Origin of the sequence: Vibrio tetraodonis (assembly GCF_003350295.1) — a bacterium.
GTDB classification, from domain to species: Bacteria; Pseudomonadota; Gammaproteobacteria; order Enterobacterales; family Vibrionaceae; genus Vibrio; species Vibrio tetraodonis.
On the sequence record NZ_QLYY01000016.1, the window covers coordinates 110,381 to 134,906 of the forward strand.

18 protein-coding genes are annotated in these 24,526 nt (G+C 45.0%); 13 read left to right on the plus strand and 5 right to left on the minus strand.

Going from position 1 to position 24,526, the window contains the following annotated elements; translation table 11 throughout:
- Positions 1–4: 4 nt before the first annotated feature.
- Together DPF90_RS12620 and DPF90_RS12625 are read right to left on the minus strand one after the other, a co-directional pair.
- Positions 5–466: a hypothetical protein gene (locus DPF90_RS12620; RefSeq protein WP_114786710.1), complete on the minus strand. Its 462-nt coding sequence runs from the start codon at positions 464–466 to the stop codon at positions 5–7.
- Positions 467–479: 13 nt separating this feature from the next.
- On the minus strand, positions 480–2,618 hold the full coding sequence (locus DPF90_RS12625) for an LruC domain-containing protein (RefSeq protein WP_114786711.1): 2,139 nt from the start codon (positions 2,616–2,618) through the stop codon (positions 480–482).
- Between the two features lie 155 nt (positions 2,619–2,773).
- Between DPF90_RS12625 and DPF90_RS12630 the strand changes: the two genes are divergently transcribed.
- Both DPF90_RS12630 and DPF90_RS12635 read left to right on the plus strand, forming a co-directional pair.
- On the plus strand, positions 2,774–3,037 hold the full coding sequence (locus DPF90_RS12630) for a YfcL family protein (RefSeq protein WP_114786712.1): 264 nt from the start codon (positions 2,774–2,776) through the stop codon (positions 3,035–3,037).
- 131 nt (positions 3,038–3,168) lie between these two features.
- Entirely contained in the window at positions 3,169–3,699 is a 531-nt protein-coding gene (locus DPF90_RS12635) for an NADPH-dependent FMN reductase (RefSeq protein WP_114786713.1), read from the plus strand.
- 97 nt (positions 3,700–3,796) lie between these two features.
- Here the strand turns inward: DPF90_RS12635 and mnmC are convergent, their stop codons facing one another.
- A complete protein-coding gene (gene mnmC, locus DPF90_RS12640; protein WP_114786769.1) occupies positions 3,797–5,815 on the minus strand; it encodes a bifunctional tRNA (5-methylaminomethyl-2-thiouridine)(34)-methyltransferase MnmC2/FAD-dependent 5-carboxymethylaminomethyl-2-thiouridine(34) oxidoreductase MnmC1 in 2,019 nt (672 codons plus the stop codon).
- A 128-nt stretch (positions 5,816–5,943) separates the two neighbouring features.
- Between mnmC and fabB the strand changes: the two genes are divergently transcribed.
- The 10 genes from fabB to purF all read left to right on the plus strand — a co-directional run bounded on the left by fabB (position 5,944) and on the right by purF (position 21,867).
- Positions 5,944–7,155 (plus strand): beta-ketoacyl-ACP synthase I, encoded by a 1,212-nt coding sequence (fabB, locus tag DPF90_RS12645; protein ID WP_114786714.1) that lies wholly within the window; start codon positions 5,944–5,946, stop codon positions 7,153–7,155.
- Between the two features lie 163 nt (positions 7,156–7,318).
- Positions 7,319–8,455 carry a 4-phosphoerythronate dehydrogenase gene (locus DPF90_RS12650; protein WP_114786715.1) on the plus strand — a complete coding sequence of 379 codons (1,137 nt, stop codon included), beginning with the start codon at positions 7,319–7,321 and terminating at the stop codon, positions 8,453–8,455.
- Entirely contained in the window at positions 8,452–9,465 is a 1,014-nt protein-coding gene (locus tag DPF90_RS12655) for an aspartate-semialdehyde dehydrogenase (RefSeq protein WP_114786716.1), read from the plus strand. The genes DPF90_RS12650 and DPF90_RS12655 overlap by 4 nt, the downstream gene beginning before the upstream one ends.
- A gap of 226 nt (positions 9,466–9,691) precedes the next feature.
- Positions 9,692–15,931, plus strand: coding sequence for a FimV/HubP family polar landmark protein (locus DPF90_RS12660; RefSeq protein ID WP_114786717.1), 6,240 nt, complete (start codon positions 9,692–9,694; stop codon positions 15,929–15,931).
- A 78-nt stretch (positions 15,932–16,009) separates the two neighbouring features.
- The gene (gene truA / locus DPF90_RS12665) at positions 16,010–16,804 is read left to right on the plus strand and encodes a tRNA pseudouridine(38-40) synthase TruA (protein WP_114786718.1); all 795 of its coding nucleotides are present in this window, start codon (positions 16,010–16,012) and stop codon (positions 16,802–16,804) included.
- Between the two features lie 177 nt (positions 16,805–16,981).
- Positions 16,982–17,908, plus strand: a complete 927-nt coding sequence (gene accD, locus DPF90_RS12670; protein ID WP_114786719.1) for an acetyl-CoA carboxylase, carboxyltransferase subunit beta — start codon at positions 16,982–16,984, stop codon at positions 17,906–17,908.
- Between the two features lie 43 nt (positions 17,909–17,951).
- The gene (gene folC / locus DPF90_RS12675; protein WP_114786720.1) at positions 17,952–19,217 is read left to right on the plus strand and encodes a bifunctional tetrahydrofolate synthase/dihydrofolate synthase; all 1,266 of its coding nucleotides are present in this window, start codon (positions 17,952–17,954) and stop codon (positions 19,215–19,217) included.
- Positions 19,218–19,763, plus strand: coding sequence for an SPOR domain-containing protein (locus DPF90_RS12680; protein ID WP_114786721.1), 546 nt, complete (start codon positions 19,218–19,220; stop codon positions 19,761–19,763). It begins immediately after the preceding gene.
- 62 nt (positions 19,764–19,825) lie between these two features.
- Entirely contained in the window at positions 19,826–20,317 is a 492-nt protein-coding gene (locus DPF90_RS12685) for a CvpA family protein (protein ID WP_114786722.1), read from the plus strand.
- A gap of 35 nt (positions 20,318–20,352) precedes the next feature.
- Positions 20,353–21,867 carry an amidophosphoribosyltransferase gene (purF, locus tag DPF90_RS12690; protein ID WP_114786723.1) on the plus strand — a complete coding sequence of 505 codons (1,515 nt, stop codon included), beginning with the start codon at positions 20,353–20,355 and terminating at the stop codon, positions 21,865–21,867.
- A gap of 59 nt (positions 21,868–21,926) precedes the next feature.
- On the opposite strand, the gene znuB is transcribed toward purF, so the two are convergent.
- Entirely contained in the window at positions 21,927–22,712 is a 786-nt protein-coding gene (znuB, locus tag DPF90_RS12695; protein WP_114786724.1) for a zinc ABC transporter permease subunit ZnuB, read from the minus strand.
- Positions 22,705–23,490 carry a zinc ABC transporter ATP-binding protein ZnuC gene (gene znuC / locus DPF90_RS12700; protein ID WP_114786725.1) on the minus strand — a complete coding sequence of 262 codons (786 nt, stop codon included), beginning with the start codon at positions 23,488–23,490 and terminating at the stop codon, positions 22,705–22,707. The genes znuB and znuC overlap by 8 nt, the downstream gene beginning before the upstream one ends.
- Positions 23,491–23,572: 82 nt before the next feature.
- Between znuC and znuA the strand changes: the two genes are divergently transcribed.
- Positions 23,573–24,445, plus strand: a complete 873-nt coding sequence (znuA, locus tag DPF90_RS12705; RefSeq protein WP_114786726.1) for a zinc ABC transporter substrate-binding protein ZnuA — start codon at positions 23,573–23,575, stop codon at positions 24,443–24,445.
- Positions 24,446–24,526: the final 81 nt, after the last annotated feature.

The window sequence follows — 24,526 nt, forward strand, 5'->3', positions numbered from 1 at the left end:
TGCACTATTGAATCAACCAAGTGGTCTCAGCTTGATTGTTATGATTTAGTGTGTAAACCAGAGGGCTGGTGTTAGGCTCCATAACATTGACTACAGCAATTAATGACTCGCAATGATTGGGGACGCGGAGTTGGTAACTCCCTGCTCCTGATTGAAGTGCTGCTTTAAGCAGGCAATTATCATAGTTAATTGATTCGATACCACCACCCGAATTGTCACATACCGATATGTATACTTGAGAAGTCGCTAGGTGCGGTAGAGACACATCAATATCAACCTCATACACTGACGTTAAACTGTTGTTAGGGTCGATTTTGATATCTGCTAAGCGAGTTGCACTCTCTACTGTACTGCTGGGTGATGAACTTGCAGTGGAGCCTCCTTCGCCACCACCGCCTCCACCACATGCTGAGATAGTCATTAGCATCGCAAGTCCTAGTAGGGATTTTATGTGTACGTTATGCATAATCCTATCTCCTTTAATCTATAAATATTTTGTTATTTTGAAAGTTTTCATACCAAGTTGGCTCTGTGCGCCCACTGGTATCTTGAGCATAATCATCAAACTTATCATACGCCTCGAGTATGTTGACCCTTTCATAAGGGTGCTTCCATGTAATTGGTATTTCTATGGCCCATGGAAGTCCATTCGCATCATGGTAGTGAGTATCGCCGCTTGATGTGTCTGTACCATATGACTTGTAGCGAGTGTCAAATTTGCTGGTTGGTGCTTGGTTTTTAAGATGGATTTCTAAACCTCGTCCAGGGTAGCCTCCTGACACTTGATAGCCAATATCGCCGTAGTAGTGCCCGGGGGCTGCGAAGATGAATGGGTCATAGGGGAAGTTCGGCATGGTGGAGGTATCAACCGCGTTGCTAAAGGAGAAAGTCAGGACCCAACTTGGTCTGTATGCTGTACCACAGTTTTCTTGGGTTCTAAACATAGTGCAGGCTTCGGCTTCGCCGGATTCAACGATGTCTTTGAGATCATCTTGAATGATAAAAACGGCATCTATAGTATCTGTTTCCAGTACAGTGCCTGATTTGAGCTGGTTATTGACATACAGTTGTACAGAGTCGGACTTAATGTCTTCTTTTGCTACGTTGGGGAGGCGAATTGCGAACCCTGAGTGATTATCCCCGCCAAGTGCAGCGAGTTTACCCTCTATTTTCATTCTTATGACTTGGTCGTTGAGTTGATATTCTGTGTATTTCACATTCATCAGCACATCGTTCATATCATAGTCGCCGCTTTTGGGATATTGGTCTTCATAGGCAAAGGAAGTATACCCACCTCCACTAGGATATAGCTCAGTCACGACTCCGCTTTCTGTAATATCTACTTGGTAATCTTCTACTTCACCAGCTGGTACACCACCTGTTGGCCCTATACCAGATGTATTTGAGATTCGGAATCTAGCCCAAGTATCACCAGCTTCTGCCCAAGTTGGGACAGAGAAGAAGATATCACCAGTTGTATCTGCCATTGACTGATCGCTTATGATCTTCTCGCTTGACTCAAATACGCCATCACGGTCAAAGTCAATCCATGCATTCAACACTGAGTCATCGTTGGTTCCAGATGCGGTGGCTATAATTTTACTTGTTTGGCCTACCTGAATAGGGACTGGGAACTGAATACCATCATCGTCATCGATACCATCTGAAGAATCATCACTAAGTGGGTATGGGCTTCCATCTGTTTCGCCATCGATAACCGAACCCAATTTTAGGTCTGACATACCGTGTCGAGCGCCTGATTCGGCGAATGTTGTTTGATAGGAGTCTGGTGCGTCACCAAAGTCCGTATATTCTGTTGGCTCTACAGGTGCAAGAGCACAACGTGCACCATCATTTGAGCTGCTCGATGGGCCATAAGTAAAAAACTCTGCTGAAGAACTTGTCCCGTTGATGCTCACTTTAAAGACATAACCATTACTGTTGTTACTCGCATAGAAGTTACCATCTACATCAAAGTAAACAGCACCAAAGGTAAGTTTGTATCCGAGCGCATTCTTATCGAGTAGTTGGTTTAGTCTTGTTGCTGTGCCTGAGTTAACGTCGATCTCCCAAAGATAACCATTTGCGTCGATCGAATAAGCTAAGGCGTTGTCAGGGTGAAAGGCTAAGTCATAGATAGCTGGATTACCGAATCGACTGGGAGGAGAAGAGAGCTCCATCACTAGCGTATCTAAATCTATTCGGTATAAACCATAGTTTGGTCTGTATCCGTACCACGCATTTTCATCTAAGGAGACGTCTCCGACATAAATAGAGCCAGGCGCGCCTGAGGGCTTTGTCACATCTAGCAGTGTTTTGGTAAAGGTTGAATCTATACGCGATAGTGAAGAGTTCCCATAATCCCAACCGTAAATAAAATCATCATGTTTGCTATAACCGACTCCGTTGAGCTTTGCTGTTCCAAGATTAGAGTCTAGGGTGACATAACTACCAACATCAATGCTAACTCCATAAGAGACCGGTGTACCTGCTGGGTTTTGGAATAAAAACGCTTGAGTAGGGCACGAAGTAAAAGGCGTTTCCGCCGAAGCATATTTTGCGTGACTCGCCATTATTGCAAGTAATGGGAGGTAAAGTGCCACTGGTTTTATTTTCATGATGATGCCTCGATAATCTGACTGAATATATGCTTGGTTGCACACTGCGTGCCATAATATGAGGCCCTGATATTGCTAGGGTTTGCGTTGAAATTCTCAATGTGAGAAGCTTGCCATTCTTTTTGAGAAGCAAACTGATTAGGCATGAGAGTACAATGATTATTGAATTTGAAGAGCAGCTACTAGAGTTGATTGATACACGAATTTCCACTGCTTCCGATGATGAATTATTCGCTGGGGGGTACTTGCGAGGGCACATATCTCTGTCTGCCGCAGCGTGCGAAGAAGAAGGCATTAATGATGTGGAAGAACTGAAACTGCGTATACAGGCCAGTTTGGATGATGCACGTTCAGAACTCACCCCAGCGGATAGAACTATTGTTAATGATCTTTGGCTAGAGTTGGCAAATCAAGCATAGTCTAGAGTTAACAACATCTTTTTGACTGTTCGAAATTTTCGAATGTCCTGTTGTGTTTTTTGTTCTTGTTAGACCTAGCATTTACCGATATTCTCTTGTTTGCATAATCAGTTATCACAAGGAGTTTGTTCATGAACATTGTTGCTTTTGGAGCGTCAACCAGCTCGACTTCCATTAATAAGACACTGGCTGGCTATGCTGCTAGCCTAGTTTCAGGTGCTGAAGTTAAGGTGTTAAACCTGAACGACTACGATGTGCCTTTGTTTAGTGAAGACAAAGAGAAAGAGATTGGCCAAGCGAGCGGCGCGAAAGAGTTTCTATCTGATATTGCTCAAGCTGACGCACTCGTTATTTCTTTTGCCGAGCATAATGGATCCTACGCTGCTGCATACAAAAACTTGTTTGATTGGGCCACGCGCATCGAGAGAAATGTGTTTGCCGATAAGCCTGCATTATATCTCGCTACCTCTCCAGGTCCTGGGGGCGCTGCAAGTGTGTTAGCCGCAGCGACAGCATCAGCACCATATTTTGGGGCAAAAGTTAAAGCATCGCTATCTATTCCAAGCTTTTACGATAACTTTGATATGGAATCAGGCAAGTTGACTAATTTATCGTTGAGCTCTCAATTAGAGTCTGCAATTAATAAGCTAAATTTGGACTAGCAGCCTTACTACGATTTCTCTCGTTTTAACCTAAGGCCATCCTCGCTGGGGCTGAATCCCCCCAGCTGATTTGCCTCACTTTTATTATTGAGCGCGATCATCCTTCACTAATTGACTTGCCTTTTCTTAGTTTTCGTACCCACATTCGGCTTGGATGCAGTTCTTCTAATACGTCAATGGGTAAAGGAAGAGGATCGCCACAAATTTGTGATGCGAGTGTTTCTGCGAGCAAAGGAGAAGAAGTTAATCCGCGAGATCCCAAACCTAACATGCAAAATAGGTTAGTATAGTGTGGAACTTCCTTAGCATCTTCCTCGGTAACATGGGATAAATTGACATATTCTTGCTTTATCTGCTCTAAATCACCGACATTGCCAACAAAAGGCAGATGATCTCGGCTTACGCATCGGATGCCTTGGCGCGAAAGGTTTTCTGAAGTATCTACTTGGTTGGGCCAACTCTGGTTACTCACACACCTGATGAGTTTTTCACCATTGTCTTGCTGAGCGATAGGATCAAATTGGTCGTCAATCTTGTTTCTGTCATAGCTTGCACCAATGCAGTGGTGACCATTGTTCACATTTACAGGGGTTAAATAGCCATCGTAACAAAGAACGGTCTTTAAGCGGCTTAACTTATGTGTTGTTGGAATATGACTAACTTGTCCCTTTACTTTGCCCAGAGGAATAGACTTTGTTTGTTTAAGTTTGTCGAATAGATGGCCGTTAGCGACAATAACGGTATCATGAACAAAAGCGTTATTATGAGTCTTTAGAGTCCAGCTAAAACCGTTATCATTAAGAATGATATCGGTGATTTTTGAATTAAAGTGTGCTTCAAATAATGCCTGCTGTGAGAGCTCATCAATAAGTCCTTGTGTCAGTTGCGCAGGACATAACCAACCTCCGAGCGAGTAGTGGACACTGTCAACATCAACATCTAATCCAATTTTTTGATTGCTTTGAACAGCATCGAGCCTTTTAACAAGCTCAGGGCTGAAATTGGCATTCAACATACGCTCTAGTTTGGCCCGTGACTTTTCATCCCACATCAACTGGGTGACACCGCACCAATCGTGATCAAAGGAAACAGAGGTAGCCACTTGCTGAAAAAATTGACGAGCGAATAAAAATGCAGGGGCAAATACTCGTGAAACGCCAGTGTGTGACCCATTAAGTAAAGGATATACCGCACCTTGGCGGTTGCCTGAAGCGCCTTGTGCTGGTTCTGAATCTTGGCAATATAAGGTCACTTGTTTCCCTCTACGAATGAGTGCCTTTGCCAATGTGGCACTGGCTACTCCTCCACCAATAATGGCAATGGATTCTGCAGAGCTGCTTTGGTGGCGCTGAAACCAAGGTTTGTAGTTCGTGTGTAATTTTCTCTGTTCTAGATGGCCCGTTATCATTTCTCGCTTAGTGCCAAACCCTTTGACTTTTTTCATGGTAAAGCCAGCTTCTATCAATCCTCGCCTTACAAAGCCTGCAGCGGTAAATGTGGCGCATGTGCAATCTATCTTGGCTAACCTTGCCATTCCATCAAAAAGGGTCTGGCTCCACATATCAGGGTTTTTGCTCGGAGCAAAGCCATCTAAAAACCACGCGTCAACTATTCCATTTCTTTCAACAGGGACTTTAGGTAAGCAATCTTTTATGTCTCCAAACCATAGATCAAGCGTAATTGCACCATCAGCAAGGACAATACGATGGCACTCAGGGACTGCGGTTGGGTAATGTGATTGTAGCTCCTGTGCATATTGAGCTAATTCTGGCCAAGCTTGGTGTGCCTTGACTAGGTCTTTTAGACTCAATGGGTATTTCTCAAAGCTCACAAAATGCATTTCTTTTAGTGGCGCATTTGGGTTTTGACTTCTAAATTTTTCAAACCACTGCCAAACGGCAAGGAAGTTAAGACCTGTACCAAAGCCTGTTTCTCCAATAACAAATCGACGTTGGTCATAATCTTGCCATCTTTGAGGTAGATTATTTTGTAGCAGAAATACGTAGCGGGTCTCTTCAAGACCATTAACATTAGAGAAATAGACATCATCAAACGTGTCTGACACAGGGGTACCTGAGTCGTTCCAGTCCAATTTAGCATTGGTAATCGAGGTCATAATCTGTGAATTTTTGTGATGTAGACAATAAACTTGTTGCGATTGTACGGTTTTCAGGGAAAGCTGACCACTTTTAACAGGCAACTTAGTTATCATCTAGCTGATTTTTGAATTATAGGAATGTCATAATGAAACGAGTCGTAATCACCGGTATGGGTATTGTTTCAAGTATCGGTAACAACGTCGAAGAAGTTTTAGCGTCTCTTAAAGCAGGTAAATCTGGTATCACTGCCTCTGAGCAGTTTAAAGAACAAGGTCTACGTTCACAAGTTTGGGGTGACTTAAAAATCAATCCTGCTGAGTACATCGACCGTAAACAGATGCGCTTTATGGGTGATGCGGCTGCATATGCATACCTATCAATGCAGCAAGCGATAGAAGACGCAGGCTTAACTGATGAACAAGTCTCTAACGATCGGACGGGTATCGTAGCCGGTTCTGGTGGTGCTTCTGCATTGAACCAAGCTTTAGCGGTTGACACTATGAGAGCTAAAGGTGTTAAGCGTGTTGGACCTTATATGGTGCCACGTACCATGTCATCTACTGTGTCTGCTTGTCTTGCCACTCCGTTTAAAATTCGCGGGGTTAACTACTCGATGAGTTCTGCTTGTGCAACCTCTGCACATTGTATTGGACATGCGATGGAACTTATCCAGCTTGGTAAGCAAGATATCGTTTTTGCTGGCGGTGGTGAAGAACTAGATTGGTCTCAAACCATGATGTTTGATGCTATGGGCGCTTTGTCGACTAAGTACAATGATACGCCAGAGAAAGCATCGCGTACTTATGATGCGGATCGAGATGGCTTCATCATCTCAGGTGGTGGCGGCATGTTGGTTGTCGAAGAGCTAGAACATGCACTGGCTCGTGGAGCGAAAATCTACGGTGAGATTGTCGGTTACGGGGCGACTTCGGATGGTTATGATATGGTTGCGCCTTCTGGTGAGGGAGCGGTTCGCTGTATGAAAATGGCGATGCAAGATGTTGAAACCATAGACTATGTCAACACCCATGGTACTTCAACGCCTGTAGGTGATGTTAAAGAACTTGGTGCAATTCAAGAGTTGTTTGGTAATGATAGCCCTGCGATTTCTGCAACTAAGGCAATGACAGGTCATGCTTTAGGTGCTGCAGGTGTTCACGAAGCTATTTATTCAACTCTAATGTTAGATAATAACTTTATCTCACCGAGCATTAATATCGAGAACTTTGATGAAGCCGCGCAAGGTCTAGATATCGTGACGGAAACGCGTGAAACGGAGCTTACTACTGTTATGTCAAACAGCTTTGGCTTCGGTGGCACAAACGCTACTTTGGTCATCAAAAAGTACCAAGCTTAAATTATAAGTCAGCTGAGGCTGCATCTATTTTTTAGTGCCTAGCATTTGCTAGGCATTTTTCTTTTTCAATAAACGGCGTTTGTTGTCATGATCACTAATGCTCGACACCAGTCGTGCTTTTCTGCACAATCGTATCAGTTTCTAATCGTAAACTTGTCAAGCCATGAAAATCCTCATAGATGAAAATATGCCTTATGCTGAGCAATTGTTCAGTCAATTAGGAGAAGTTGTTTTAAAGCCGGGTCGTACATTGACTGCAGATGATTTGATCGATGTTGATGCACTTATGATTCGTTCGGTCACTCAAATTAATCAGTCACTATTATCCAAGGCAAATAAGCTTCGATTTGTTGGCACTGCCACTGCGGGTATGGACCATGTCGACAAAGCCTTACTTGATGAAAAAGGTATTTTCTTTACTGCCGCTCCTGGATGTAACAAAGTTGGAGTCGCAGAGTATGTGGTGAGTGTCATTATGGTACTTGCCCAGCAGCACGGGTTTTCTATATTCGATAAAACGGTGGGAATTGTTGGGGCCGGTCAAGTGGGTAGCTACTTACAAAAATGCCTCCAAGGGATAGGGGTTAAGGTACTTATCAATGATCCTCCTAAGGAGAAAGAAGGGGATTCCCGTGCATTTACGCCATTTGAGCCGTTAATTGAACAAGCTGATATCATTACTGTCCATACACCCATAGTGCGTGATGGTGAAAACCCGACTTATCATCTGTTCGATAAGGATGTATTAGATAAACTCCGAGGCAACCAAATTTTAATTAACGCTGCTCGGGGACCTGTGGTTGATAACACCGCGTTGAAAGCACGTTTGAGTAAACAAGACGGCTTTATTGCTGCTCTTGATGTATTTGAGTTTGAGCCAGAGGTAGATATGGACCTACTACCTTTACTCGCATTTGCAACTCCTCATATTGCTGGATATGGACTCGAGGGTAAGGCTCGCGGCACAACCATGATTTTTAATCGCTATTGTGAATTTTTGAATAACGATTTGCGTGCACATGAAAATAAGCTGTTGCCCAAAGCGCCTGTGCCTGAATTAGTTCTCGATCGGGAATGGAATGAAGCAGTTTTACATAATTTAACTCAACTTGTTTATGACGTGCGTAAGGATGATGCTCTATTTCGTCGTGAGATTGAGAACCAAGGGGCCTTTGATAAAATGCGGAAACACTATTGGAACCGGAGAGAATATAGTGCAGTAACGCTACGAGGCAGCATAGAAGCGAACCTTGGGCCACTAGCAGAACTAGGTTTTAAAATTGAGGTAAGAAATCAATGAGCCAAAAATATAACGTTGCCATTCTCGGCGCTACTGGTGCAGTAGGTGAAACCATTTTGGAAGTACTCCAAGAGCGTAAATTTCCTGTTGGTGATATTTTTCTTTTAGCAAGTGAGCGCAGTGAAGGTAAAACTTATCGTTTTAACGGTAAAACAGTACAAGTTGAAAATGTAGAAAACTTCGACTGGTCTCAAGCTCATATTGGTTTATTCTCCGCAGGTGGAGAACTATCTGCAAAGTGGGCGCCGATTGCAGCAGATGAAGGTGTGATTGTTATAGATAATACATCTAATTTTCGCTACGACTATGATATCCCTTTAGTAGTACCTGAAGTGAACCCAGAGGCGATTGCGGAGTTTCGTAATCGTAATATTATTGCCAACCCAAATTGTTCTACGATTCAAATGCTCGTTGCTCTGAAGCCGATCCAAGATGCGGTTGGTATAGAGCGCATCAACGTATCTACATACCAATCCGTTTCTGGTGCCGGTAAATCAGGAGTCGACGAACTTGCTGGTCAAACGGCAAAGCTTCTCAATGGGATGCCAGCGGAAAATGAACAATTTTCTCAACAGATAGCTTTTAACTGCCTTCCTCAAATCGATAAGTTTATGGATAACGGCTACACCAAAGAAGAAATGAAAATGGTGTGGGAAACGCAAAAGATTTTCAACGACTCAACAATAATGGTAAATCCTACTTGTGTTCGTGTACCTGTATTTTATGGGCATGCGGAAGCGGTTCATATCGAAACTCGTTCTCCAATTGATGCCCAGGAAGTTGTTGGCTTACTGGAACAAACAGAAGGTATTGAAGTATTTCACGGTGAAGATTTTCCTACCCAAGTGCGAGATGGCGGAGGCAAAGACCATGTCATGGTTGGTCGGATTCGCAATGACATTAGTCATCATAGTGGGATTAATCTTTGGGTGGTTGCTGATAATGTACGTAAAGGTGCCGCCACCAACGCAGTCCAGATTGCCGAAGTATTAATTCGGGATTATTACTAACTAGACTGTCTGTTGGGACTACTTTTACCCTAGACGTTTTCCATAGCAAAGCCTGACGTTCGCGTGAGGCTTTTTTAATCTAATTTCCAAATTTAGCGCGAGATTAATACGAATATGGCGCCAGCAACACATTTTTTAGCTATGCGTCTATAGTTTTAGCGTGTTTATCCGATATATTTAACAGATCATTACAGTAAAATTTATTGAGCACATAGCTGAGCCTTCTATGCTTCGAATTTTTAAGTGTCTATTGCTGCCTTTATTATTGGCAGTCGTGACTCAGTCATCGACTGTTATTGCCGAGAGCATTCGTCTAACGGGACCAGACAATGAACTCCGGGCTACATCAGGATATTCCGACCTTGCTTCAGGGCAAAGACGCAATGTCAACGAGCCTTCACGTTTCTATGGACCTACTACATCACAAGAAACCCTCTGGTCCATTGCCAGCCGTTTACGACCTTCGGCTAGTGTTACTGTTCAGCAAACGCTATTTGCCATATATCAACTCAACCCCCAAGCTTTTGCTAACCAAAATATACACGAATTGATTCCCGGCAGCACGCTTCGTATCCCCTCTCTTGCTCAAGCTCAAGGTGTCTCAACTCAAGAAGCCGTTAATATTATGGCTGCCCACCAAGCTCGTTTGTCGGGCACTGCTGCGCCAACAGTGCGTAGACCACAAGCTCAGGCGCCTGTTCCCCCTCAAGTAGTGGAAGCTGAAGCGAAAGAACTTCAACAAGAGACCATGGAGCCCATGGTTAAAGACAGTTCAGAGAAACCAACAAGTGCCTTAGAGAAAATTGTCCAAAGAGAGCACAAGCATCAAGTTACATCTCTTGAGAAACAGCTAGAAAATTCAGAAAGCGAACTGTTAGCTCTGGAAGAGAAAAACCACAAGCTGAGGTTAATGCTGGCCGATGTTCAATCTGAAGTTGACGTACTTAAAGATGAGCTCGGCGATGAATCTCGTATTCGCAGTGAAGTTGAAAAGCTTATCGAAGCAGAGCGAGAGAGGCTTGCTGAGGAACAAAGACTTAAGCCTACCGCTTTGGACGATTTACTCTCGAGCACAGCTTTTGTCGCGGCTATGGCGATTATACCAGGTCTGTTGATCGGATTGGTTCTTATGACGCTTCTTGGTCGTCGTAAGAAGGAAGCCCAAGATCAGCCACAAGCGGCTGCATCGGCTGAGCCAGCACCTGAGTCGACGGCGCCAGTTGCTCCTCCACCAGTTGATGATGATGTGGAAGATGATCTCCTACTCGATGATGATTTGTTCGGAGAGTCTTCAGATGAAGAACAATTATTCTCTGATGAGCTTGAAGAAGGAGCTTCAGACGAAGAGGATGTCTTTGCTGATCTAGAAGAAAATGATCTCGACTTTAACCTTGAAGGCGAAGACGGTGAAGATCCATTCGCAGGTATCGGAGATGATGGAGAGTTAGATGAATCTCTTGCCGAGTTGGATGAAAGTAGTGATGAATCTGGCGCCGATGAAGCGCCCACGGAAGGCGATGAACCTGACAGCGCATTTGATTTATCCGACGATAGTGATGACATAACTGATAATGAACTGGATTCTTTGCTTGCTGCGGACGGTGAATCAGAGGATTTAGGCGCCGACGAGTTAGATCAATCTTTGCTGGACGACTTATTTAACGAAAGTGATTCAGATGACGATTTAGATTTTGACACCTTACTTGACGAGCCCGGCAGTGATAACACTGATGAGGATGCGACATCTACATTAGATGAACTTTTGGATGAAGGCTCAGATACTGAGCTGCCTGGTGAGACTGAGCTTCTTGACGAAGCACTAAGTGAAGACTCTGTCGATGTCTCAGAAGATAGTACGGATTTGCTTGATGAACTCGTTGACGAAGACGTAGGAACAGAGCTACCCGGTGAAACTGAGCTTCTTGACGAAGCACTAAGTGAAGACTCTGTCGATGTCTCAGAAGATAGTACGGATTTGCTTGATGAACTCGTTGACGAAGACGTAGGAACAGAGCTACCCGGTGAAACGGAACTTCTCGACGAAGCCCTAAGCGAAGACTCGGTAGATGTTTCAGACGATAGCGTTGAATTGCTCGATGAGCTTATTGATGAAGATGCAGGCACAGAGCTACCCAGTGAGACCGAACTTCTCGACGAAGCCTTAAGCGAAGACTCGGTAGATGTTTCAGAAGACAGCATTGATTTGCTCGATGAGCTTATTGACGAAGATGGAGATGCAGAGTTACCGGGCGAAACTGATCTTCTCGACGAATATCTTGGAGACCATGACGACAGCGTCGGTACAATAGATGATATCGGCGATACAGAGGCTGCAAGTGATGAAAGTGCATTTGATGAACTAATTACTGCTGATGATAGTGCTCTTGACCTCGATTCGACAGAAACTCTCGACGAATTGCTGGTAGATGAGCAAGAAGAAGGGGCATTAACAGAAGATCTTGGTGATGAGGCTACCAATTTATTCGAAGAATTGGTAGATATCGATAGTCAGACTGACACTACAGCAGGCGATGAGCTGGAAAATATAGCAGGTGATAGCACGGTCGATTCTGCAATGGTCGAAGATGACTTTTCCAGTGAAGACTTTATGGATGACATGCTAAGTGCTGCTCCTGAAGGTGATCCTTTATTGGATGAGCTTGACCTTGAGACGTCGTCAGAAAGCGAAAACGCTCTAGAAGAGGTTGTTAATCAATCAGAGCCTGAAATAAGCTCTGAAGAGCCAGAGCCAGAGCCAGAGCCAGAGCCAGAGCCAGAGCCAGAGCCAGAGCCAGACATTAATGAGACGACCTCAGCACTCGCTGAAGAAGAACCGTCCGAGACCAGTTCCCAGGCAGTTAATGATGCGTCGGCCTCTGCGAGTACAGACTCATTACTTTCTTCAGATGATGATGCCGTAGAAGAAGATATTCTTGCTCAGCAAGAACAGTCACAAGCGCCAAAAGAAAGCGAAGATTCAGCCGCGCTTGATGAAGACCTTGATCTTGACCCAGAAGCGACAGAAGCCGAGATCTCTGAAGAATCTGAGCCGCCAGAAATGGGAGCGCCAGCTGAGGAGCTAGAGGCAGCAGATCCAGCCGCGCTTGATGAAGACCTTGATCTTGACCCAGAAGCGACAGAAGCCGAGGTCTATGAAGAATCTGAGCCGCCAGAAATGGGAGCGCCAGCTGAGGAGCTAGAGGCAGCAGATCCAGCTGCACTTGATGAAGACCTTGATCTTGAGCCAGAAGCGGCAGAAGCCGAGGTCTCTGAAGAGTCTGAGCCGCCAGAAATGGAAGCGCCAGCTGAGGAGCTAGAGGCAGCAGATCCTGCCGCGCTTGATGAAGACCTTGATCTTGACCCAGAAGCGACAGAAGCCGAGATCTCTGAAGAATCTGAGCCGCCAGAAATGGAAGCGCCTGCCGAGGAGCTAGAGGCAGCAGATCCAGCCGCGCTTGATGAAGACCTTGATCTTGACCCAGAAGCGGCAGAAGCCGAGATCTCTGAAGAATCTGAGCCGCCAGAAATGGAAGAGCCTGCCGAGGAGCTAGAGGCAGCAGAGCCAGCTGCACTTGATGAAGACCTTGATCTTGAGCCAGAAGCGGCAGAAGCCGAGGTCTCTGAAGAGTCTGAGCCGCCAGAAATGGAAGCGCCAGCTGAGGAGCTAGAGGCAGCAGAGCCAGCTGCACTTGATCTTGATCTTGATCTTGATCCAGAAGCGACAGAAGCTGAGGCCTCTGAAGAGTCTGAGCCGCCAGAAATGGAAGCGCCTGCCGAGGAGCTAGAGGCAGCAGAGCCAGCCGCGCTTGATGAAGACCTTGATCTTGACCTAGAAGCGGCAGAAGCTGAGGCCTCTGAAGAGTCTGAGCCGCCAGAAATGGAAGCGCCTGCCGAGGAGCTAGAGGCAGCAGAGTCAGCCGCGCTTGATGAAGACCTTGATCTTGACCTAGAAGCGGCAGAAGCCGAGGTCTCTGAAGAGCCTGAGTTGCCGGAAATGGAAGCGCCTGCCGAGGAGCTAGAGCCAGCTGCGCTTGATGAAGACCTTGATCTTGACCCAGAAGCCTCTCAAGCTCCAATGCCTGAAGCTATTCCAAATGAATTTGGCATACCTCAAGATGATGATTGGCTAATTGAAGATGCTCCCGCAGCTGAGTTAGGCGAGGAAAGCGAGCTAGACGAGCCGGCAGAATCGTCAGAGGTGGCCGAGCTAGATGATGCTGAGCTTCCAGAGTTCACTGAAGAAGACGCGGCAGCTGAGTTAGGCGAAGATGCAGAGCTAGACGCGCCAGCAGAATCGTCAGAGGTGGCCGAGCTTGATGATGCTGAACTTCCTGAATACACCGAAGAAGACGCGGCAGCTGAGTTAGGCGAAGATGCAGAGCCAGACGCGCCAGCAGAATCGTCAGAGGTGGCCGAGCTTGATGATGCAGAGCTTCCAGAATTTACTGAAGAAGACGCGGCAGCTGAGTTAGGCGAAGAAACAGAGTTGGAGGCGCCAGCAGAATCGTCAGAGGTGGCCGAGCTTGATGATGCAGAGCTTCCAGAATTTACTGAAGAAGACGCGGCAGCTGAGTTAGGCGAAGAAACAGAGTTGGAGGCGCCAGCAGAATCGTCAGAAGTGGCCGAGCTTGATGATGCAGAGCTTCCAGAGTTCACTGAAGAAGACGCGGCAGCTGAGTTAGGCGAAGATGCAGAGTTGGAGGCGCCAGCAGAATCTGAAGAGGTGGCCGAGCTTGATGATGCAGAGCTTCCAGAATTCACCGAACAAGACGCGGCAGCTGAGCTAGGCGAAGATGCAGAGTTAGAAGCGCCAGCAGAATCTGAAGAGGTGGCTGAGCTTGATGATGCAGAGCTTCCAGAGTTCACTGAAGAAGACGCGGCAGCTGAGTTAGGCGAAGAAGCAGAGTTAGAAGCGCCAGCAGAATCTGAAGAGGTGGCTGAGCTTGATGATGCTGAGCTTCCAGAGTTCACTGAAGAAGACGCGGCAGCTGAGCTAGGCGAAGAAACCGAGTTAGAAGCGCCAGCAGAATCGCCAGAGGTGGCCGAGCTTGATGATGCTGAGCTTCCAGAATTCACCGAACAAGACGCGGCAGCTGAGTTAGGCGAAGATGCAGAGTTGGAGGCGCCAGCAGAATCTGAAGAGGTGGCCGAGCTTGATGATGCTGAGCTTCCAGAATTCACCGAACAAGACGCGGCAGCTGAGTTAGGCGAAGAAACCGAGTTAGAAGCGCCAGCAGAATCGCCAGAGATGGCCCAGCTTGATGATGCTGAGCTTCCAGAGTTCACTGAAGAAGACGCGGCAGCTGAGTTAGGCGAAGAAACCGAGTTAGAAGCGCCAGCAGAATCGCCAGAGATGGCCCAGCTTGATGATGCTGAGCTTCCAGAGTTCACTGAAGAAGACGCGGCAGCTGAGTTAGGCGAGGAAAGCGAGCTAGACGAGCCAGCAGAATCAGCAGAGATGGCCGAGCTTGATGACGCAGAGCTTCCTGAATTTACCGAAGAAGACGCCGTTGCTGATTTAGGCGAAGATGTATCACCATCAGGTGTCACGCAAGAGAAGCCCTCTCTTGATCTATCCGATTTAGACATACCTAAATATGGTGAGGATTCTACAGAAGAAATTGGTCCAGAAGCGCCTTTATCAGTTGACATAGATGATGGCGATCATCCTAAAATGCCAGAGCCAGAGCCAGAGCCAGAGCCAGAGCCAGAGCCAGAGCCAGAGCCAGAGCCAGAGCCAGAGCCAGAGCCAGAAGGTAATGAGGAAGATTTTAAGCTTGATGAAGTTGAAATACCGTCACTGAGTGAGATCCCATCTGAAGCCGCTCAAGAGCTTGCAAATAACGAGTATAATGAGGCGGCTTTTGAAGAGTTGCTGTCTGAGGATACTAGTGAGTTAGAGGGGAGTTTTGATTTTGAGTCTCCAGACTCAATAACTTCCGACAGTGCTGGCTTAGATATTGAAGCTATGTTGGAAGTGGGGGGAGAAGATTGGAATGGCTTTAATCTTTCCCCAGAACAGCAGGCAGAGATTACAGATGATATCCCCGAAGATGAGCAGGGCATTTGGGATGAAAACAACAGCCCAGAGCAAGCTCAAATCCTAGACGAAAATTGGGAAGATCAAGAAGAACTTGAGGACTTCGTTCCAGATGAAAGTGAGTTCAAGTCTATTGATGAATTAATGGCCGAAGTTGATAACGATGAGCAGCAGGATATACAGGAAGAAGATCTTCAGCTTGATGTCGGTTTAAGTGATTTTCCTGATGTTATTGGCGATACGGGAGATGTGGATGTTGATGACAACTCTGAGGCTGCTGGTAAGCTTGACTTGGCAAAAATATACATTGAAATGAATGATCCAGAGGGAGCGATTAAGTTACTAGAGGAAGCGATTGTTGACGGTAGTGACGAAATTCGACGAGAGGCTAAAAACTTGATTGATACAATCAATGGCCGAGGGTAGGTGACTAACACTTAGCCTCTTACCATTTGATGCCAAAATGTATATACTCCTTGGCCAACTTTCGAAGAGAGTAGTCCGATGAGAATTGCATTAGGTATTGAGTACAATGGTAGTCAGTACTTTGGTTGGCAGCGTCAGAAGGAAGTTCAAAGTGTTCAAGAAAAACTGGAGCATGCTTTGACTATCGTCGCTAACCATCCAGTAGAAGTTCAATGTGCAGGTCGCACTGATGCAGGCGTTCATGGTACAGGGCAAGTCATTCATTTTGATACAGATGCAAGTAGAAAAATGGTGGCTTGGACTATGGGAGTGAATGCCAATCTTCCCAGTGATATTTGCGTAAGATGGGCTAAAGAAGTCCCTAAAGACTTTCATGCTCGCTTTACTGCAACCGCACGAAGATATAGGTACATCATTTTCAATAGTGCTCTACGACCTGGGATTCTATCTTCGGGTGTGAGCCACTATCATGGTGAGCTTGATATCGCTAAAATGCACCAAGCTGGTCAATGTTTACTAGGCGAAAATGATTTTACCTCTTTTCGTGCCGTTCATTGCCAGTCCAAAAGCCCTTGGCGCAACGTTATGCACCTAAATGTGACACGACATGGCCAATATGTAGTGGTTGATATTAAGGCCAATGCGTTTGTTCACCATATGGTACGTAATATTGTGGGTAGTTTGATATGCGTGGGGAGAGGTGAGCAAGCTCCTGAGTGGATTGATTGGCTGCTGAAAGCAAGAGATCGCAAGCTAGCCGGTGCGACGGCGAAAGCTCAAGGTTTATACCTAGTTAGTGTGGATTATCCACAGCAATTTGAATTGCCTCAACCACCACTGGGGCCACTGTTTTTGCCAGATGATTTGAACTAAGCTGTAATAAATTGTTCGAATGATCAATTATTTATAGGGTTTGAGAGGTTGGGTAGCTAATAGGTACAACCAGTTTTTTGTCTACACTTGGCATTTAATATGCTTTAATCCTCTCGCGTAAATTGAGAATTTTTGTCCTTCGCCTACAGCGGAGGCTAGTTAAAGAAAAGGTCTTCCATGAGTTGGCTTGAAAAGATTTTAGAAAAAAGCAATATTGTTAGTTCTCGTAAAGCATCTATACCAGAAGGTGTATGGACTAAGTGTACCTCATGTGAGCAGGTACTCTATCATGCTGAATTAGAGCGTAACCTAGAAGTATGTCCGAAATGTGACCATCACATGCGTATGCCTGCGCGTCGTCGTTTAGAGACATTTCTGGATGAAAATAATAGAGTTGAGTTAGCGGATGAGTTAGAGCCGCAAGATAAACTGAAGTTTAAAGACTCTAAGAAATATAAAGATCGTATTTCTTCTGCTCAGAAGAGCAGTGGTGAGAAAGACGCTTTAGTTGTGATGAAAGGTGAACTGCTGGGACAGCCAATCATAGCCTGTGCGTTTGAATTCTCCTTTATGGGTGGATCTATGGGTTCTGTAGTTGGTGCTCGTTTTGTTCGCGCTGTAGAGGCAGCGATAGAAAACAAATGCGGTCTAGTATGTTTTTCAGCCAGTGGTGGAGCACGTATGCAAGAGGCGCTAATGTCTCTAATGCAAATGGCAAAAACCAGTGCTGCACTTGAGCGTTTGTCGAAAAAAGGTTTACCCTTTATCTCAGTCATGACAGACCCAACTATGGGCGGGGTCTCAGCGAGTTTGGCTATGCTTGGCGATGTAAATATTGGTGAGCCTAAAGCATTAATAGGATTTGCCGGCCGCCGAGTGATTGAACAAACAGTACGAGAAGATTTACCAGAAGGCTTCCAACGCAGTGAGTTCTTACTTGACCACGGTGCGATTGACATGATAGTTGATCGTAGAGAAATGCGTCAGCGTGTTGGTAGTTTGATGGCGAAAATGACCAATAAACCTTCACCTCTCGTTGTTTCTATAAACAACTCACAAAATGAAGCCGCTTATTCTGTACCAGAAGCGGGTGAAAAAGGGTAAAGTAGTCACTAACAAACAACCTCAATTATTTGGTTAACGTTAGATGAATCACCTCCAAACACCTCAAGCCACATCCCCATTATCGATGTGGCTTGATTATTTGACAAATATCCACTCTTCCGCAATCGATCTCGGCCTTGAGCGTGTTTTGGCCGTCGCTGAATTGGCCAATCTAACTAAGCCTGCTCCAACTATCATTACTGTCGCTGGGACGAATGGCAAAGGTTCAACCTGTGCTTTGGTGGAGGCTATACTCCTTGATGCAGGTTACTCTGTAGGTGTATATAGTTCACCACACCTCATCCGTTACAACGAGCGTGTCCGCATCAATGGATTGGAAATGGCAGATGAGAAGCACACTCAGGCTTTTGACTACATTGAAACTGTACGTGGAGATACCAGTTTAAGCTTTTTTGAATATGGGACCTTGGCGGCACTGCGTATGTTTCAAAAAGAGCGTGTTGATGTGGTGCTACTTGAAGTTGGTTTAGGCGGCCGGTTAGATGCGACCAATGTCGTTGAACATGATGTTTCTGTTATCACAAGCTTGGCTATCGACCACGTCGACTGGCTTGGCGATGATATTGAAGTAATCGGCTTTGAAAAAGCGGGTATTTATCGTTCTGGGAAGCCAGCCGTATGTGGTCAACCCAAAGCTCCATCGACAGTTGCTGCTCATGCCGACGACATTGGTGCAGAATTATATCAGGTTGGAATCCAGTATAATTACCAAGTTATAGATGAGCATAATTGGTGTTGGAGTCATGGCTCTTATCGTTTAGAGCAGCTTCCTATCCCATCACTGCCTTTACCAAATGCAGCCACGGCACTTATGGCTTTGGCAACGGCTAACTTAGATATATCAGACATCAATATAGTCAAAGGGTTAAAGGCAGCACAGCTTCCTGGGAGGATGCAGGTCCTTCAACATAAGCCTTGTATCATTCTAGATGTGGCGCATAACCCTCATTCCGCTGCGTATTTGGTTGAGCAAATCCAGCTTAAATACTCCGACAGGAGAGTTCGAACTGTTGTCGCAATGCTTCATGATAAAGATATTCAAGCGACTTTAGATACTCTATCTTCGGTAGCAGATGAATGGTATCCAGCTTCGTTAAGCGGTTCTAGAGCAGCGAATGCAGACGAACTGTGTCAATTTTTGCCGGATAATGTTACGACATTTTCAACCCCGACGCATGCTTTCACAACCGCATTGGAAAACGCTGAGGTGAATGACGTCATACTTGTTGTTGGATCTTTTCTCACAGTTGGGGAAGTGCTTGAGTATTGGAAGAGCCGAGGAGAATAAATGGCCAGTAAGTTTCAAAAACGTTTAATGGGAACCATAGTATTGGTTTCCATTGGAGTTATTGTATTACCTGATGTGCTTGATGGTAAAAAAACGCATTACAAAGAGGGTGTGGCTAGTATTCCAATAAAACCTGAGCTTGATAGCGCAGTTGAGAGCTTTGAAATTCGGGAACCTATTGAAGACCCGGTTAGTTTGCCTGAGAGTCCTATTGAAATTGTGCAAGAATCTCCTCAGTCACCTTCGACTGAGGTCAAAGATCAGGTGGTTGTGTCGAAAAAAGAACGCCCAAGCCAAAATGCTTATGTTGATAGTGCATGGATTATTCAGCTTATGGCGCTAAAGAATGCTGAAAACGCAAAAAATGTGGTGAAAGATCTACAGAAAAGGGGATATCAGGCCCATGCTAAGCTCGAAAATGGTTTTACGCGAGTGATTATTGGTCCTGATGTATCGAAGAGTAAACTTGAGCGTCAACTCGTAGAGTTGGATAAAATTACCGGCTCAAAAGGCCAGTTGCTCAAATTTAAACCATTAAATCCGTAAGAAAACGTTTGCGTCAGCGTTTTTTCTGTTAAAATGCGCGCCAACTTAAGATGTTAGAACCGATGAATTCATTAGATATTGTCATTTTAAGTGTGATCGGCCTATCGGCGGTGATCAGTTTAGTTCGTGGCTTTGCAAAAGAAGCATTGTCGTTAGTTATTTGGTTTGCGGCGTTTTTTATCGCCAGCCAGTACTATGCTAAGTTAGCAGTGTATTTTTCCAATATACAAGACGATATGTTCCGTAACGGAGCTGCGATAGCCGTATTGTTTGTTTCAACACTTGTTGTGGGCGCTATAGTTAATTATGTCATTGCCCAACTAGTGCAGAAGACAGGTTTGTCCGGAACAGACAGAGTGTTAGGTGTTGTTTTTGGTGGCTTGAGAGGTGTTCTCATTGTGTCCGCTGCGCTGTTTTTTATGGATACGTTTACCTCGTTTTCAGATTCAGAGTGGTGGAAAGGCTCGCAGTTGGTGCCGGAATTTAGCCGTATCATTGAGCCTTTTTTTGAGCACATACAAGCTACGTCGAGTTTCTTATCTGGTGCACGTTAGTGCGCCAGCCATTGTCGCAAATCGAGGGTTAGGACATGTGTGGTATTGTTGGAATCGTGGGTGCAACTCCTGTAAACCAGTCTATTTATGACGCACTGACTGTGTTGCAGCACCGTGGCCAAGATGCCGCGGGTATTTGTACCATAGAAAGCAATCGTTTTCGTCTAAGAAAGGCGAATGGTTTAGTCAAAGATGTGTTTGAAGCTAAGCACATGCAACGTCTTCAAGGGACGGTGGGAGTTGGTCATGTGCGTTACCCAACTGCAGGCAGCTCTAGCGCTTCAGAAGCACAACCTTTCTACGTCAACTCGCCATTTGGTATTACTCTTGCCCATAATGGAAATCTGACTAACGCCGCTGAAGTTCGCGAGAAATTATTTGAGAAAGACCGCCGTCATGTAAACACAACCTCAGACTCTGAAGTTTTGCTCAATGTCCTTGCCCACGAAATTGATACGGTTAAACGCAATGTAACGGCAGAGGATGTGTTCCGAGCTGTAACTAATGTGCATCGCACTATTAAGGGGGCGTATGCGGTTTCTGCTATGGTTATCGGTCATGGCATGATTGCTTTTCGTGATCCAAATGGAATCAGGCCACTTTGTTTAGGTAAGCGTGAGGTTGGCGACCATCAAGAATATATGGTTGCTTCAGAGTCTGTTGCTCTTGATGCTGTTGGGTTTGATTTTGTGCGCGATCTTGCTCCTGGTGAAGCGATCTATGTTACGTTTGATGGGGAGTTACATACCAAGCAATGTGCAGACAATCCTACACTGAATCCGTGTATTTTCGAGTTTGTTTATTTTGCGCGCCCGGACTCTTTTATCGACAAAATCTCGGTATACAGTGCTCGTGTTGAAATGGGTAAAAAGCTTGGGGCGCGTATTCACGAAGATTTCAGCCATTTGGATATTGATGTTGTAATACCTATACCTGAAACGTCATGTGATATAGCCCTGCAAATCGCTCAGGCCATAGATAAGCCGTATCGCCAGGGTTTTGTGAAAAACCGTTATGTCGGCAGAACGTTTATAATGCCTGGACAGCAGCAGCGCAAAAAGTCTGTTCGTCGTAAGCTCAATGCGATTCGTTCTGAGTTTAAGGATAAAAATGTACTGCTAGTCGATGATTCTATTGTCCGAGGAACCACCTCTGAGCAAATTATAGAAATGGCCAGAGAATCAGGAGCGAAAAAGGTCTTCATGGTTTCTGCTGCGCCAGAGGTACGTTTCCCTAACGTATATGGGATAGATATGCCAAGTGCGAATGAATTAATCGCTCACGGTCGCGATAATGATGCGATTTGTAAGCAAATAGGAGCAGACGAACTCATTTTTCAGACCTTAGAAGACTTGATCTCTGCCGTAGGTATGGGAAATACAGATATAACTAGATTTGATACTTCAGTTTTTAATGGTGATTATGTCACTGGGGATATCGATCAGAAGTATCTTGATTTCTTAGAGTCCTTGCGCAGCGATGATGCTAAAACTCAGCGAGAAATTCAGCAAGACCTAGCGAATCTCGAGCTGCATAACGAAGGCGCTTAATGCTTGGTGTCTAGTTTGATTGCTATTAGGCTGATGTATTTACATCAGCCTTTTTCCTTTTAGCCTCGTGGTCGATATAGCTGAGCCAACATAAACATGCTTGTGGCACTGATTACAACTGAGGGACCTGCTGGAGTGTCATAATGCCAAGACATACTCAAGCCCATTAAAACCGCAATTGCACCTATGACCGAGGCTATCGATGCCATTTGCTCTGGGGTTTGAGCTAGACGCCTTGCAGTAGCGGCTGGGATAATCAATAACGAAGTAATGATAAGTGCGCCAACAAACTTCATCCCAATGGCGATGACTAATCCGACCAAAACCATAAGGACTAGACGCATTAATTCTATATTGTGTCCTTCGACGGCGGCGAGGTCTTCGCTTACTGTCGTTGCGAGTAAGGACTGCCAAAAATAATAAAGCACACCACAGATAATGATAACACCGGAAAAAATATAGATAAGGTCTTCTGGTGTAACGGCCAGCAAATCACCGAATAAATAGCTCATTAAATCAATTCTCACATTGTCAAGAAAGCTCACCGCGACGAGTCCCAAAGAAAGAGCGCTGTGTGCCAATATTCCTAATAATGTGTCTGTTGCGACCAACTGCTGCCTTTGTAAGGTTACTAAAATAAATGCCAAGGCTAAGCAGCAAACCGTTAAAGCTAAATAAAGGTTGATATCGAGCAAGAAACCTAATGCTAGACCCATTAGTGAGGCGTGAGCTAAGGTGTCTCCGAAGTATGCCATCTTTCGCCATACCACAAAGGAACCAAGTGGGCCGGCAATAATGGCAATGCCAAGTCCGGCAAGCATTGAAGGCAATAAAAATTCAATCATGGTGGTGACCGTGTGAATGGTTTGAACATGTTGCAGCGTCGCCTGAAACAGGCTCACCTGCGAGATCATGGTGATGATGATCGTGTTGATGATGATAAAACGCTAGAGATTCAGTTTTTGCTGCACCAAATAAGGCAATATAACTGGGATGTTTTGTTATCACTGCGGGAGCACCAGAGCAGCAAACATGATGATGCAGGCAAATGACGTCGTCAGTTTTGGCCATAACAAGGTGTAAATCGTGAGAGACCATAAAAACAGCACATTGAAAACGATGGCGGATAGTGTCAATTAGATCGTATAAATCGATTTGACCTTGCACATCTACACCTTGTGCAGGTTCGTCAAGCACCAATAAATCGGGCCGTTGAAGCAGCGCCCTTGCAAGTAATACGCGTTGACATTCTCCTCCAGAGAGTGAATGCATGCTAGCTTTTATTAAATGTTCAGCGCCGACCAAGTTAAGGGCTTCCCTTAGTTCTTGAATGCTATATTTACCCGCAAGTTTCATGAAACGTTGAACGTTTAAAGGAAGAGAATCGTTGAGCTTAAGTTTTTGTGGGACATAGCCAATCTTGATGTTATTTACTTTGGTGACAGTCCCTTGGTATTGATCTTGAAGCCCCAAAAGTACTTTAACCAAGGTAGACTTCCCAGCACCATTTGGACCGATTAAAGTAGTGATTTCACCTTTTTTGATGCTTAGGCCGACCTTATCAAGAACTTTACGCTCACCAAACTGAACACTGACTTGTTGTAGTTCGACTAATGTCGACATGAATAGGACTCATTTGCAAAAAACTATTGTTATAATGTAACATCTGTCAAACTTTAACACCATAGATTAGTGATATTGACTTATGAAATACCTTGCCCCTCTTCTGTCCATGCTACTTATTGGTAGCGTTAATGCGAGTCAAGTATTGACGAGTATTAAGCCTATACAGATGATTAGTTTCGAAATTACCAGAGGCGTCTCCAACCCAGAAGTACTGCTAGACGCTGGAACTTCTCCGCATGATTATGCCCTAAAACCATCGGATGTTAAACGCCTGAAGCAAGCCGACCTTGTTGTATGGTATGGCCACGACTTAGAACCCTTTTTAGCTAAAGTACTCGAAGGTCGTCAAAATATTCTTACGATTAGCGAGATAAACGATCTCGATCTTAGGGCATTTGCACCAGAGGAACATCACCATGATGGCCATGATCATGGTAGCCATGATCCTCATGTTTGGCTTGGTTTAAAACAAAGTGCGCAAATAGCAAAGGCTTTGAGTGAAAGGCTTGCGCTGATTGATCCTGAAAATAAGACTGTTTATCAATCCAACTATCAAAGTTTTGTTAATAAACTTGAAGAGTATGCTAACAAATGGCGGGCGCAGTTAGATCCAGTTAAAGAAGTCGGATATTACGTATTTCACGATGCGTATGGCTACTTTGAGCAAGATTATAGCCTAAATCATATTGGAGAGTTTACTGTGAGTCCGGAGAGAAAACCGGGTGCTAAGACGCTGATCGATATCAAAACGAAACTATCAAAAGGTGATGCTAAATGTGTATTCTCAGAGCCACAGTTTTCACCAGCCGTGATTGATTCAGTACTTCGTGGTAGCGTTGCGAAAAAAGGTGAACTTGATCCACTTGGCACTGATATAAAAGTTGGTCCGGACAGTTACTTTGTCTTTATTCAGTCTATGGCTGATAGTTTTGTAACATGTTTAAGCAATTAAGAGTCTTGCTTCGAAACACAACTTGATATCACTTTTCTCGGAGTTTGTTATTAGGCAGATGTTTTTTGAATCAATATCTTG